The 12781-nt window shown below is 44.1% G+C and carries 13 protein-coding genes and 2 pseudogenes; 4 read left to right on the top strand and 11 right to left on the bottom strand.

Features of this window, described 5'->3' with window-relative positions; all coding sequences use genetic code 11:
- Positions 1–75 precede the first annotated feature (75 nt).
- From CCB157_RS18370 to xerS, 3 genes and pseudogenes are all read left to right on the top strand, one after another.
- Positions 76–976, top strand: a pseudogene (locus CCB157_RS18370) (IS30 family transposase).
- Positions 977–1052: 76 nt separating this feature from the next.
- Positions 1053–2690, top strand: a complete 1638-nt coding sequence (locus CCB157_RS11420; RefSeq protein ID WP_077616023.1) for an ABC transporter ATP-binding protein — start codon at positions 1053–1055, stop codon at positions 2688–2690.
- Between the two features lie 316 nt (positions 2691–3006).
- On the top strand, positions 3007–4089 hold the full coding sequence (gene xerS, locus CCB157_RS11415; protein WP_238594687.1) for a tyrosine recombinase XerS: 1083 nt from the start codon (positions 3007–3009) through the stop codon (positions 4087–4089).
- A gap of 346 nt (positions 4090–4435) precedes the next feature.
- Here xerS and CCB157_RS11410 read toward each other — a convergent pair whose 3' ends face one another.
- From CCB157_RS11410 to CCB157_RS11360, 11 genes and pseudogenes are all read right to left on the bottom strand, one after another.
- On the bottom strand, positions 4436–4771 hold the full coding sequence (locus CCB157_RS11410) for a hypothetical protein (RefSeq protein ID WP_077616021.1): 336 nt from the start codon (positions 4769–4771) through the stop codon (positions 4436–4438).
- A gap of 208 nt (positions 4772–4979) precedes the next feature.
- Positions 4980–6179: a chromate efflux transporter gene (gene chrA / locus CCB157_RS11405; protein ID WP_077616030.1), complete on the bottom strand. Its 1200-nt coding sequence runs from the start codon at positions 6177–6179 to the stop codon at positions 4980–4982.
- A 212-nt stretch (positions 6180–6391) separates the two neighbouring features.
- Positions 6392–6562, bottom strand: coding sequence for a hypothetical protein (locus CCB157_RS17645; RefSeq protein WP_158077292.1), 171 nt, complete (start codon positions 6560–6562; stop codon positions 6392–6394).
- Positions 6563–6718: 156 nt separating this feature from the next.
- The gene (locus tag CCB157_RS11400) at positions 6719–7171 is read right to left on the bottom strand and encodes a GNAT family N-acetyltransferase (RefSeq protein ID WP_077616020.1); all 453 of its coding nucleotides are present in this window, start codon (positions 7169–7171) and stop codon (positions 6719–6721) included.
- A 71-nt stretch (positions 7172–7242) separates the two neighbouring features.
- Complete coding sequence (locus CCB157_RS11395) at positions 7243–7809, bottom strand: nucleotidyltransferase domain-containing protein (RefSeq protein WP_077616019.1); 567 nt, start codon at positions 7807–7809, stop codon at positions 7243–7245.
- 137 nt (positions 7810–7946) lie between these two features.
- Positions 7947–8072, bottom strand: a pseudogene (locus tag CCB157_RS18075) (amidase); the annotation flags it as partial.
- Between the two features lie 66 nt (positions 8073–8138).
- Positions 8139–8315 carry a hypothetical protein gene (locus CCB157_RS17640; protein ID WP_158077291.1) on the bottom strand — a complete coding sequence of 59 codons (177 nt, stop codon included), beginning with the start codon at positions 8313–8315 and terminating at the stop codon, positions 8139–8141.
- Positions 8316–8927: 612 nt separating this feature from the next.
- A complete protein-coding gene (locus CCB157_RS11380) occupies positions 8928–10214 on the bottom strand; it encodes an MFS transporter (RefSeq protein ID WP_238594691.1) in 1287 nt (428 codons plus the stop codon).
- Positions 10215–10472: 258 nt separating this feature from the next.
- The gene (locus CCB157_RS11375; protein ID WP_077616016.1) at positions 10473–10898 is read right to left on the bottom strand and encodes a hypothetical protein; all 426 of its coding nucleotides are present in this window, start codon (positions 10896–10898) and stop codon (positions 10473–10475) included.
- A 161-nt stretch (positions 10899–11059) separates the two neighbouring features.
- Positions 11060–11269: a hypothetical protein gene (locus CCB157_RS11370; protein WP_238594685.1), complete on the bottom strand. Its 210-nt coding sequence runs from the start codon at positions 11267–11269 to the stop codon at positions 11060–11062.
- A 690-nt stretch (positions 11270–11959) separates the two neighbouring features.
- Positions 11960–12196, bottom strand: a complete 237-nt coding sequence (locus CCB157_RS11360; protein ID WP_143287022.1) for a hypothetical protein — start codon at positions 12194–12196, stop codon at positions 11960–11962.
- Between the two features lie 329 nt (positions 12197–12525).
- Between CCB157_RS11360 and CCB157_RS11355 the strand changes: the two genes are divergently transcribed.
- Positions 12526–12781: transposase (locus tag CCB157_RS11355; RefSeq protein WP_193432292.1), on the top strand; the 256-nt coding region annotated here is incomplete at its 3' end.

The following is a 12781-nucleotide window of genomic DNA, read 5'->3' as shown; positions in this document are numbered from 1 at the left end:
AATAATAACAAAAATAGCCATGATTGCTTCGTGTAAAATGGAGTTACCACACAACATTTACAGGAGGAAGCAATCATGGAATACTCACATCTTAGCACGTTTGAACGTGGAAGGCTAGATGTTCTTCACCAACTCAGTTGGTCGTGCCGAGCCATCGCATAAGCCTTAAACCGTCATCACTTAACCATCGCACGATAAGACGGAGAATGGAAGTTACTCGCCTGAAAAAGCTCAATCTGCTTACGAAAAGCGACGTTTCTATTCTAAACCCAAGGAAAATGGAACGAAAAGATTGCCCAAGAGATTGAGGAAAAGCTTAAACGGGCTTGGTCATCAGAACACAAATAGCTGGACGTCTAAAGGATATCATGTCGTCATTTAAAACGATTTATCGTTGGCTATATGCAGGTAAAATTAGTTAGGGCGATCAAACAAAAAGGGTAAGCGCCGACGATCAAGAAAGACACGTGCCACATTAACATGGGTAAATCCATTAAACAAAGATCAGAAGTAAGGGAACTTGAACAATTTGGTCATTGGGAATGAGATACAGTTGTATCGCGAGCCGTGGGCAAAAGTAAAGGCTATATTGCGACCTTTGCTGAACGGAAGACCCGTTTTTTATCTAGCCATGAAACACCAGATCGCACCGTCCTTTCAATCTTCCAAAAGGGGCATTCAAAACAGCTACTGTTGATAGAGGCAAGGAATTCGCATGACATAAAGTGATCGAGGCAAGTTTTAATGTTTCTGTTTATTTTACCGACCCCTACTGCTCCTGACAACGCGGGACCAATGAAAACGCTAAGCTAATAGTTTCTTAAGAGAATTCTTTCCTAAGGCGTCAGATCTCGCTAAAGTAACTCAAGAAGAACTCACGGAAACCTTAATGTTCATGAATAACCGTCCTAAGAAATGCCTTGGATGGAAAACTGCATTTGAAGCGTTCATGGTAGAACTGTCGTACTTGAATTGACATATCGTCATATAAAAATTAAAAATAATTGGTTGGTAACTTTTTAAAAATGAATGAAGAGAGGTGAGGAAATTATATGAAGATAATTAATAATTCAGAACTTAGTCTCTTTTTAAAGTTCCTCAAACCATATAAAGGCAAAATTTATTTGATCCTCTTGAGTCAATTGGTGATTATTGGCTGCTCTATATCCGTACCTTACATCCTCGGCAAAATCATTCATGATCTGGAGATTCGACATATTTCTGTGCAAAGCCTCATATTGAGTCTAATCCTTTTGGCGGCTATTTATTTTATTTGGGATGCCCTTCAGATTTTTGTTGATATTAATTTTGAACGCGTCAATAAAGGGGTAGAAAACGATATAAGGGCTTTTTGCTATGCCAATATTTTAAATTCCCCGATGGCAAAGTTTCACAAAAAAAGCGAAGGCGAAATCATTACGAGAGTCATTAAAGATACCGAAAAAATTGAAAAAACGTTTTCGAGTGTCTTTCAACTCTTTGATGCCATAACGAACACCGTAGGCATTATCGTAATGATGATCGTCGTCAGTCATCTGCTCGCGTTTATTATGATTGCCATCTATATTGTCATTATCCTCATCCATAGAATCATGGCGAAACCCCTCAAAGAGCTCTATACAAAATATAAACACTCCGAAGAAATGTTATTAATTGACTTACGGAATCAACTGACCGGTTTTTTAACAACCAAAATCTTTTCGCTTGAGGAAAAATCGATAGAGCTATTGAAAAAGCGAAACGACGAAAATCTCAAACGCCATGTGAAAATCGGTACGAGAGTGAGCATCGTTAAAAACGTTAACTTTTTTTCTTCATCCATTTTTAGAGTGTTGACGGTGGTTATAGGCGGCATTTTATACTTGCATAAATTAGCTAATATCGGCCAAATATTTACCTTGAATACCTATGCCATTCAAATGACGTATGAACTTAGAACGATCATTGAGATCGATATTATCCTCAGAGATATCAAAACATCGTTTACTCGGATTATCGCCTTTCTGAATGAATTTAAAATGGCGGATGACGGAAAAGGCACCGTCATTGATCGCATTGAACGCATTACGTTTAAGGATGTCAGTTTTGAATATGAAGGCAAAAAGCTCTTCAACAATTTAAATTTTGACTTCAAAAAGGGAACGGTGGTCGGTATTAAAGGCCAAAACGGCAGCGGTAAAACAACTTTGACTTACCTCATTTGCGGTTTTTATAAGCCCAAAGGCATTTTTGTTAATGGGATATCGAACCAATTTATTTCTGAAAACGAAATGATGAGGCATACATCCTACGTCTTGCAAAATGTTCATCTTTTTCCCGCGACCGTTTTGGATAATCTTACGTGTTTTAAAAATATGGATATCGAGAAAGTATATGAGGTATGTAAATCGATCGGTCTTCATGAAAAGATAATGAGATTACCGGATGGGTATATGACAATGGTTAATGAAAAGAATATGAATTTATCGGGTGGCGAAAAGCAGCTAATTGCCGTAGCTCGCGCATTATTAAAAGAAGCCGATATTCTGATTCTCGATGAAATCAATAGCGCTTTGGATCCCGAAACGGAAAACGAGCTGTTAAAAAACATCCAGACGTATTTTAAAAATAAAATCGTCTTTATCATTTCACATCGTGAAAAGATATTTAATATGTGTGACCAAATCATCAATTTAAGTCCCAACGGCTAGACCGGTTGCAACAAAAAACGTGAACCCGCCGAATGCCGCTCGTTAAGTGCACCGGGCTCATAATAAAGCGCCCAAGTATAAAATCATATTTGGCGGCCGGCCATGTGTATGGGGCATTTTTTTGTGCCTCAAATAGGTTCATAAAATTGCAATGTGGAAAGGACAGACATTGAAGTGGGTGGCATGGAGGTGAGCCGGATTCAGCTTTAAAAATTATTACGTAAAATATCATTTTGACGAAATAATATCCATGGTTTATAATGGAAGTACCGAAATTCTGTTATGTGAGCCTTCCCATTTTAAGGAGTTGGTTTTTGTGAATCGTGACGCCCAACTGCGCACCTACGAAAAAATCGAAGAAAAAATTCGTGAACTCCCTTGGTACGTCGCGGAATTCATTCAAAAGAAAATGCGCACGATGTCGCCGGCAACCTTGCTGAATTACTGTCACGATTATCTCATTTTTTTCGACTGGCTCGTCGCCGAAGGCTTTTGGACCGGACATCGCCGCGACGTGCCTCTGGACACGCTGGAAAAGCTCACCGTTCCGCAAATTGAAGATTTCTTGTCCTATTTACAATTTCGCCTCGACAACACGCCATTGACCGTGAACCGAAAAATTTCGGCGCTGAAATCTCTCTTTCATTATTTACAGAATATTGCAGAAACGGATGATCTGGAACCCTATCTCACCCGCAATGTAATGGCGAAAATCGAACTCAATGCCGTCAAAGAAGATCAAGAAACGATCGCGCAAAAAATGGCCGGGAAAATTCTCTGGCACGAGGAATACGAACAATTTCGACGCTTCGTCGCCCATGATTACGGCGTTTTGGTCCAGGACAATAAAAAATTATTCAATTTCTATCAGCGCAATCGCGAGCGGGATACGGCGATCATCTCCCTCATCCTCGGTTCCGGACTGCGCTTATCGGAGGTCGTCGGGCTGGATATCGATGATCTGGATTTAAAAAAGTTTTCCGCGCGCGTCATCCGCAAAGGCAACAAAGAACAGTACGTGTTTTTCAGCGAGCAGGCGCTCTTGGATCTCAAAGAGTATCTGGCCGTTCGCAAGCAAAAATACCAATTGGACGATAAAACAAGGGCGTTATTCGTGTCCTCCCCAATGGGGCCCAAAGGCGCTTCCCGGCGGATGACCCCGCGGGCCGTTGAAAAAATGGTCGAAAAGTATGCTAAAGCATTCGGCAAACCGGCCCTATCCGTTCATAAGCTGCGCCATTCCTTTGCGACCCGTTATCATGCGGAAAATAACGACGTCCCGAAACTGCGCCGCCAGCTCGGCCACGCCTCGATTCAAACGACGATGATCTATACCCATTTGACAAACGATGAACTCAAAAAAGCCGTCGATAAAATGGATCAAAACAAAGCGCTATAATTTGGTACCGGTGAGCTTGTATTCTGGGACGCAAAGCAGCTGGACTTTGCCGTTCGGTGAAACGTTGCGCCTTCTCTTCTCTTCTCTCAAATGAACAATGACAATAAAGCCATCGAGTTGCAGCTCTTATTATGGTTTGCGTTCTTTTTCGCCGCCGCGCTCGATGGCGATTTTTTTGCAATCAGCGGCAAATGGCCAACAATAAAATAAATAGCTTTGGAAATGATACACGAGGCGGAAGGACACAAGATGGCTTTATGGATTCGGCAGGATCGGTGCAGGAGCATTACTGTTGAAAGTGCGGCAGATCATGGTTTGCGAAACAAAAGCCGATCGGTTGGTGCGATTAATAGATATTTAATACGTTTTTAATTCTTTTAATTTCGGTTTTATTGTTAAACAGTTCTTCAACGAGAATTTTTTGGCCTGTCGCCAAATCGGTTAATTGTTCTTTGATTTGCCCGATCTCTTTTTCCAGGCGTTCAAAACGCTGGTCAATTTGTTCGAACCGTTTGTCAATTTGTTCAAAACGCTGGTCAATTTGTTCGAACCGTTTGTCAATCTGTTCGAAACACTTGTCCATGTGTTCAAAACGCTGATTGGTTTCATCCTTGTGGTTGATCAATTGCGCGGACAATTCTTTGACCGCCTGCAGAATCATTTCGTTGGTTACGTTGGCCATCGTCCCTTCCCTCCTTTCTTCATTTGTGTTTGCTCCCCTTATTATACATGAATTCTTGTTGGCGTCGTAGAGGAAATAGAATCAACACGATTTTTTTGAATGGGCTCGAAATCTCATCCATCTTTCTTTCCCTTTTCTTTCTGTTTATAGCGGCCAGACGCAGAGGATTTACGCAGCATCTGCCATGATATACTTAAACAAATTTCGGCTATGAAATCCAAGAGATGACAGCCCCTGCGGCGGCGGAAAAGACTACCACTATTCCAGGCGGACATTTCCAAACCATCAGCAGGCCAAAATCGACTAAAGCCAGGCAAAAATCCAATGGATTGCTTATGGCCTTCATCCAGACGGGATTATAAAGGGCCGCAAGCAGAATTCCGACAACCGCTGCATTAATGCCGATAAGGGCCGCTTGAAAGCGCGGGCGATGACGGAGCCAATGCCAAAAAGGGAGTGCCCCGAGGATTAACAGAAAAGACGGAAGAAAAATGGCTAGCGTGGCAACGACCGCCCCAATCCAGCCGAAACCGGCCATTCCAAGGTATGACGCGAAGGTAAACAGCGGTCCGGGTACGGCTTGGGCGGCGCCGTATCCCGCTAAAAATTGATCCGCTGAAATCCATCCGGACCGAACAACTTCGGTTTGCAGTAACGGAAGGACCACATGCCCTCCCCCGAATACTAAAGCGCCAGACCGATAAAAGCTGTCCATGAGCGCAAACAGGTTTGAATCAACGAACGGCCGGGCTAACGGAAACAATGCCAACAAAACAAAAAATAAGATGAGCCATATCAAGGATAGCTTTTTATCAAACGGGATGGTGAGCGCCACGGGTTTTGAATCCTGCATTCTGCGGAACGAAAACCAGCCGATCACACCGGCGCCCGCGATGACGCCCACTTGACTCCAAACGCTTGGGATGGACAAAGTCAAAATCGCCGCTGCAATGGCAATGGTGGCACGCCAACGATCGGAGGCAAAGGTTTTGGCCATGCCCCACACCGCTTGAGCGACGACCGCAACGGCAACAACGAGGAGACCGTGTATCCAGCCGGTTTCATGAAAGGAAGCGCCTTGTAAAAAATGGGCAAATAAGACGAGCGCCAACGCGGAAGGGATCGTAAAGCCAAGCCAAGCCGCCAATGCCCCCGGAAAACCAGCTCGTATATATCCGATTCCCATCCCAACCTGACTGCTCGCCGGACCCGGCAAAAATTGACAAAGTGCGACCAAATCGGCATAGGTCTTATCATCCAACCATTTTTTTCGGTTAACGTATTCCTCCCGGAAATAACCTAAATGGGCAATCGGACCTCCAAACGACGTCAAACCGAGCCGTGTCGCCGTTTTCCACACTTCCCAAACCGAACCCTTCTTTTTCTCTTGCCCTTCAGTTACAGGCATCAATTTTTTAATCCCCCATCTTTTAAATGAATGAAAGCATAATAGAGGACGACTTGGGGTGTGACCATTTGTGGCGAATGGGACAAGATCATTTATTCGTTGCATCCTTTTTTATTTATTTGATGCACATAAGCTCTTCCCTTTTCCTTTTTCCTTAAATTCCCTTGAATCGGCTAAACCCTGACTCGTTTCTGCGAAAGAGGCTTTTTGTTTTATAAAAACCAAGTGAACAAAATCGCGATCACTAAACTTTGAGCGACGATAACCAAGGCCGTTCTTAATTTATCGACCTTTACATTGTATAAGAGCAGGTTTTGGCCGATCCAATTAATGATGAGGATGATAATGAACGCAAGCAGAAAATAGAAAACAAAATCCCCCACCGAATTGGCACCTCCTTCCAAAAAGATATCATCCATGGCGTGATGGCCGGTTGGGTCACACGATGACCTTCATAAATTTAAGAATGACAAGTTTGGTGGCCGGCTCGACTCGCGGTTCATCCGGATTGCGAATGTGCATGCCGGGGGCTGCCGCTCCTAAATTTCTTGCGACAAACGGATCATATCCCGGCACGGGATGCCGTTTTCAAATATAGGCTCAGCATAATGGCGGATGAAAAAATCCTTGTCGATGCCCGTGATCCGAAAACCGCACTTTTGATAAAGCGCCAGCTGGCCGATGCTTGAATTGCCGGTTCCAATCTCAACGGTTTTATACCCCTGGGCTTTGGCGGTTTGAATGGCGTGCTTAACCAGTTGTTTCCCGATGCCTCGGCCCTGGTGCGCTTCGGCGACGGCCACATTGACGATCTCGACGGTTTGCGGTCTTGTGGGAAGCAACACGTAAACGCCGATGACTTCCCCATCCTCTTCCGCCAAATAGCACTGCCCTCTTTGTACATATTCCTCGACAAGCTCACGGGAAGGATCGGCCAGCAATAACAAATCCATCGGCAGCGGTTCATGACCATTCCATCTTCGAATCTTCATGAAATCCCCCTTGATTGGCTTGATCAACTTTGTAAATGGCGTCACTCTCGGCAAGCTTATCAATCAATGGCTCAAAGCTGTTTAAGCCAAGGGTGGTTGGGCGTATGCCGTTTCAGAGCCTGCCGGAGCCATTCCCGTTGCGTCCGATCCAGTCGATCTTTTACCGTCATGAAGTCATGATGGTCTTTGTCTCTCGTCCGTTTGGCTTTATATAACAGGACGATTTCCGGATTGAGAAACGGGATACCGGTTTGTGTACTGCTCCAAACGGACGGCAGCGGGCGGGTGATCGTCACATCCCTTCGGAATCTCCATTCGTCCCCTTCCGATTCATTGAGCAGAATTTCCAATCGATCGCCGTTTTCGAGGTTTCGCGCGTGGAGTTCATGAACCGGGAGCTCTAAAACTTCGTTTTCCCACGGTTGAAGCGCGTGGTTCATCACTTTTTGGAACGCCCATCCCTTGAGGTATTCTTTTAACTTAAGTTGGTCTTTGCGAAACACGGCGATTTCTATATCATCGTGCGGTCTTGTTTCTCTGCCGACAAACAGATCGATGGCCCATCCGCCTGCGATAAACCACGGTTGCTGAAAGCCGGACATGAGCACGGCGATCCGCCGGCACGGTTCAAAAGCCATGGCCATTCCCCCGAACCCAAGCGTTTTCCGCAAAACCATCCGCTGGGCACGTTTTCGCCTGCTTTTCTCCAAGCCAGCCAGATGTTTTTCTAGACGTCTGCCCTTTTGGATGAAGATCGGCCCCCCTCAAAGGAAGCCTAAAGTTCTTTCGTAGGAAGAACCGTCGCGAATTCACCGTGCAAAGTGGCAAGGGAAACATTGTGAATTTGATCGGCATCGTAATACACACCATCAGGACCTTTCAGACCAAAAGCGGCCGTCGCATGAGTTCTATCGAGAATCTGCCCATATTCCTGTCCACGGGAGCAATAACCACATTGGTACAGTTTTCACTCACCATCCTTTTTGGCTTGACCGAACATTTTATTGATGAGGTGTTCGCCCAAGAATAATCCGAAGACGCAAACGACCAAAAACCACCAGCCGACCGTTTTCCAATAAGTCGTGGCAATCAGCGTGATCAAGAAATACCACCCTAAAGTTAAAAACCAACGTAGGAACCGCATGCCGATTTCCCCTTGTGTTCCAGACTTAGATCCATGACGAGAGGTACATTCATTAGCTTAGGAAACGATCAAATTGCCCCATACTGAGGTTTTTTATGCTTTTCAACGATTTGCGAAAGCTGCCGGCTCAACTTCGCGGGATCTTGCGAAAAGATGATGATTAAAATACGTTTTAAACAAATAATTAAAGCGGATTAAAGCAACCATAAGAAGAAGTATATATCCGCCCCACTTGAATATTATTAATAAATATTTCTCAACTACGATTAATTTTTCTTTCCAAGCCGGATCCGTGTCATTGGATAGAAAGGAAATATCCTCCCGCCTGCTTTGTCTATAAGAGCGATTAAGCATGATAATCGTCACGAGATTGGTGATCATGGTTAACAAAATGGTGATGACACCGATATGCAAAGCCGTCAACAAACATCAATTGAACAGACAAAATCCAAGCGTTTCATTTCTGATTTTCCGCAATCCTGCATTGTCATAGTTTTCATAGTAGCTTTTGGCATGGACGATGACAAAAAACTGTATTTTGTGTCTTGGCCATGCTGATCCGCAACGGACCAACCAAAATATATTCAAAAGGTATAGAGCGTGCCTTTTATCCTATGCCACTTGATTGGGTTCTTGCGTAACCTGATAAAGCTCCTTGAAACCGCGAAGTAACGGAAAAAACAACACAAGGATGGCCATAAACAGACCAGTCGCGGCCAAGGCATAAAGTGTCCCGGTCATTCCGGCCAAAAAACCGCCAAACAAAATGCCGATCATTTGTCCCCAATTGACCGTGGCCTGTAAAATCGATGAACCGCGGCCCAGCAATTCCTGTGGCGTTATTCCCAAGAACAAAGCGCCGACCGGAACATTTAGCAACGCATTCAGGCCGCCGACCAGAGCGGACCATGCAAAGATGGGCGACAGTCCCATTAACCTTTCAAAAGGCGGCAGGACGAGGACAACAATCATCCATAAGCCGATGGCGGCGGTACTTGCCAGCAGCATCACGCTTGGGCGAATCCGCTTGACGATAAAAGGTGAAATCAATGAACCTAAAAGGGCGCCCATGCCCACGGTGGCATCCAGAAAGCCGAATTTTACGGCCGGCACATGCAACTCGACCAAAAACAACGCATTGAGATTCGTACTTAAAACCCCTGCCGCAAGGGTTACAGGGATCAGTAACAGGATCAGAAATCTTAACGTTGAAAGGCCGAAGACTTCGCGTATCCCATGGCGGAAGGCGGTCAGATAAGATTCTTGCGTCCCTTGGGAAGATTCGTTTCTTTGATTGAGTTCAACCAGGGTAACGAGCAGCGCCGCCGAAACAAGAAAAGTGAACGCGTCGATAATAAAGATCGCGTTGTAATTATGAACCAAAAACAATAACCCGGCGACGGCGGGTGCGATGATGATCATGGCTTGCGTCGTGCTCTGGGATAAACCGACGGCTTCGGGCAACTTCTGTTTGTCCACCAAAAGCGGAATGGATGCGGAGCGGGCCGGTTCAAACAACGAAGTGCCGATTCCCTCTAAAACGATGAGAACTAAAAGCATCCAAACATGGTTTTGGGCGAAAAGCATCGCCAGCACGATGCACATTCGGTAAAGATCCATGCTGACCAAAATCAACCGCTTGGCATAGCGATCCGCCAACGGTCCCATAAAAACCCCAAACACGGCCGTCGGCAACATTTGCGCAAAAATGACCATCCCGATAATGAAGGGATTGTTGGTTTTGCTGGCCGCGAGAAAAACAATCAACGTTTTTGTAATGCCATCCCCGAATTCCGAGACGAGCTGGGCCGACCAAAACCTCAAATAAACCGAAGAGCGTAATAAGGACAACACGAATATCCCCCACCGATCTCTCGTTCGAGCGATATGCGTCACCATCGTGACAAAACGAATAACAGGCATCGATATCCCGTTTTGCAAGCGACATCTCGAATATTTTAACTTTCATATCCTCATTTAAATAATGAAATTCAATAATGTTCAGTCCGTTTCCTGCAAAAAAAAATATAAATCGGGTCTATCCTTTCACCTTATATCGTCTTTGGATTTAGGCATCACCAAGAGAAACGGACGTTTTTTTCGCACCGTTTCAAAGGGACGCACATTCTAGCCTGCGGTTAACCAAACCGGTGTCATTTATTTTATGTTTTCGACGATGACTTTCGGTTCATACGTACTCAGTATCTCGAACGTTGACTCTACGGTAGAAATCACATGATGTTCGACAGGATAAAGATCGGTTCCCGGTCCGGGCAGCTGGTCGTACCAATGGATAAAATCGGAACGGGTTGATTTGTAGAGATACCAGGGATGGCGATCATCACCAAAATATCTCCGGCGGGCCGCAGATGCTTCTTGAAACAGATAGCCAGCCTTCATTTCGTCCATAAATCGAAAGACTTCAACAAAATTGCCGGACCGACCTTGTTGGTCATAAATGAAACTAAAAATTTTACGATCATCCCCGACTTTAATAATCAAGCCGCTTGGGCTTTTGATGACTTCTTTTTCTTCTAGCAAATCGACATGCTCGTAATTTGCGGGATGCCAAATTTCCAGCATCGTTATCCCCTTTTCCTTTATGGGCGCGCATTTTATCTTTGCAAGATTTATTAAGATTTAGCTTCTCCTCCAAAAGAGCTTGTACCGCATCTAACATCAACCGGCGGAGGGCTTTTTACAACAGTTTCACCGGCAATTGATGCGTATTCCTCGACTTCGTATCACTTATCTGACGAGTTGTATATTTTTTTCAGCTCCTTTTTTAGGCTTTTATAGTGCCAATGAATGTGATCCAGTTCTATTTCCATATCGATGAGTTTTTCAATAAGGGTTTCTTTCGACATGTCTTCAGCCGCGGCGGCCAGCTCGGACAACATACGCATATAGTTATAACAGCTTTCAAAGATATCATTTAAGTCGATCGCCAACACGCTTAATTCCTTTTTTCGCACAAGCGGATGCATTAAGTCGATGATTTCCTGAAATATCCATTTCTTTCAATGCAAAACCTTTCCCTTCATCGCGGCACGTATGGCCCATGCCCTTTGAACTTTTTAAATTGACCTTCTGCTGAAAGTTTCCCGCCTGGGATTCGGGATTCGGGACGGAAATTTATCCTTCCAATGCAAAACACATTTTACTTTTTCACCTTTCTTTTTCTTTCCTGGTAATAAACCAAAAACGATGCAAACGCCGAAGCTGAAGCGATGACCAACGCCCTGACGATACCGGAAAAATTGACTTCAGAACGGAAAAACAATAAACCGGCGATCATGATAATTGCAAAATTGATAAAAAAATAAATGAACGCGCCCTTTATCATTTGTTTCAACGATCTCATCCCCATCCCGCCATTTGATTGGAACCAATAAGCTTTTATTTAACTTCATGTAACCCATTATCATTGTTGAAGAGACAAGCAACTGAGGGAGAAATTTTCCGTTTGTGAACCAATGAAGGATGAAAGGCATATGCCGGAATTCATTTTTCATCATTCCGGTACTCTTTATACAGCTCTCCATGGCACCCCCTTTTCAAATATCAATGACTACGACAAACGGATAATAAAGCCGTAAAACCTTTTTGCCTGCTTATTGCTTTTGTCAAAGTTGGCGGAACATCTATTTTTGATTAACAAGAATCATGACAAGCCCCAACAAAATACAAACCAGACCTAATTTTCCGAGTTCTTCTCCAAAAATTATAAAAAACAATTTATCCCAAAAACTTTTTACATCTAGTTCTTTCTTCAAATGATTAATTTCTGCATAAATCAGTACCATACCCAAAGGAATTAATAAACAACCAAAAAAATCATGATAGTTTCTGCCCCTTACACACCCTGATCTTTCAACCATCCGAAACACTCGCCCCACGCTCCAATTGGGGCGAAACCGGATGAGACTGTGCAGGCATCATCGTTCCATGGAGCCTTTAGTTTAACATCATATATCCAATGATCATTGCGGATAACAGGCAAGCAATAATAAATAAAATAGTTTTTCTAACCATAGTAATTTCCTGGTATTTTTCATTTATGACATCAATAATCCGGAAAATAACTAATAAAAAGATAAAGTTGAGTCCGTAAAATTGTGTAAAAAGGAAATGTAAAAAGAGCCACGTTGCTTTCCCTTTGATAGAATGAAAGTGAACCAAAAACCAAACAAAAAGGAGGAAAGCAACTATGGCTCAATACAATATTACAATAAGCGATGAAATCCTGCACGGGTTCTTGTCGCAAGATCAAGGACTGGCCAAACTGTTGGAACAGGTCTTGAATCAAATCCTTGAAGCCCAGTTAACGGATCAACTTGGCGCCGGCCGTTATGAGCGCACAGAGGAACGAAAAGGCTATCGAAACGGGTCTTATCCCCGGCAATTGACGACTCGGGTGGGACGGTTGACCTTGCGCGTGCCGCGGACAAGGGATGGGGAATTTC

Origin of the sequence: Caenibacillus caldisaponilyticus (genome assembly GCF_002003465.1) — a bacterium.
GTDB lineage: Bacteria > Bacillota > Bacilli > Bacillales > Sporolactobacillaceae > Caenibacillus > Caenibacillus caldisaponilyticus.
Note: the sequence above shows the minus strand (reverse complement) of the source record. Positions and strands in the feature narration are given on the sequence as shown.

Bases quoted from the DNA above. Each gene is read 5' to 3' on its own strand.
- CCB157_RS11420 (WP_077616023.1), top strand. From the start codon at position 1,053: ATGAAGATAATTAATAATTCAGAACTTAGTCTCTTTTTAAAGTTCCTC.
- CCB157_RS11410 (WP_077616021.1), bottom strand. From the start codon at position 4,771: ATGGCCAACGTAACCAACGAAATGATTCTGCAGGCGGTCAAAGAATTG.
- chrA (WP_077616030.1), bottom strand. From the start codon at position 6,179: ATGCCTGTAACTGAAGGGCAAGAGAAAAAGAAGGGTTCGGTTTGGGAA.
- CCB157_RS11400 (WP_077616020.1), bottom strand. From the start codon at position 7,171: ATGAAGATTCGAAGATGGAATGGTCATGAACCGCTGCCGATGGATTTG.
- CCB157_RS11395 (WP_077616019.1), bottom strand. From the start codon at position 7,809: ATGGCTTTTGAACCGTGCCGGCGGATCGCCGTGCTCATGTCCGGCTTT.
- CCB157_RS17640 (WP_158077291.1), bottom strand. From the start codon at position 8,315: ATGCGGTTCCTACGTTGGTTTTTAACTTTAGGGTGGTATTTCTTGATC.
- CCB157_RS11380 (WP_238594691.1), bottom strand. From the start codon at position 10,214: ATGGTGACGCATATCGCTCGAACGAGAGATCGGTGGGGGATATTCGTG.
- CCB157_RS11375 (WP_077616016.1), bottom strand. From the start codon at position 10,898: ATGCTGGAAATTTGGCATCCCGCAAATTACGAGCATGTCGATTTGCTA.
- CCB157_RS11360 (WP_143287022.1), bottom strand. From the start codon at position 12,196: ATGGTTGAAAGATCAGGGTGTGTAAGGGGCAGAAACTATCATGATTTT.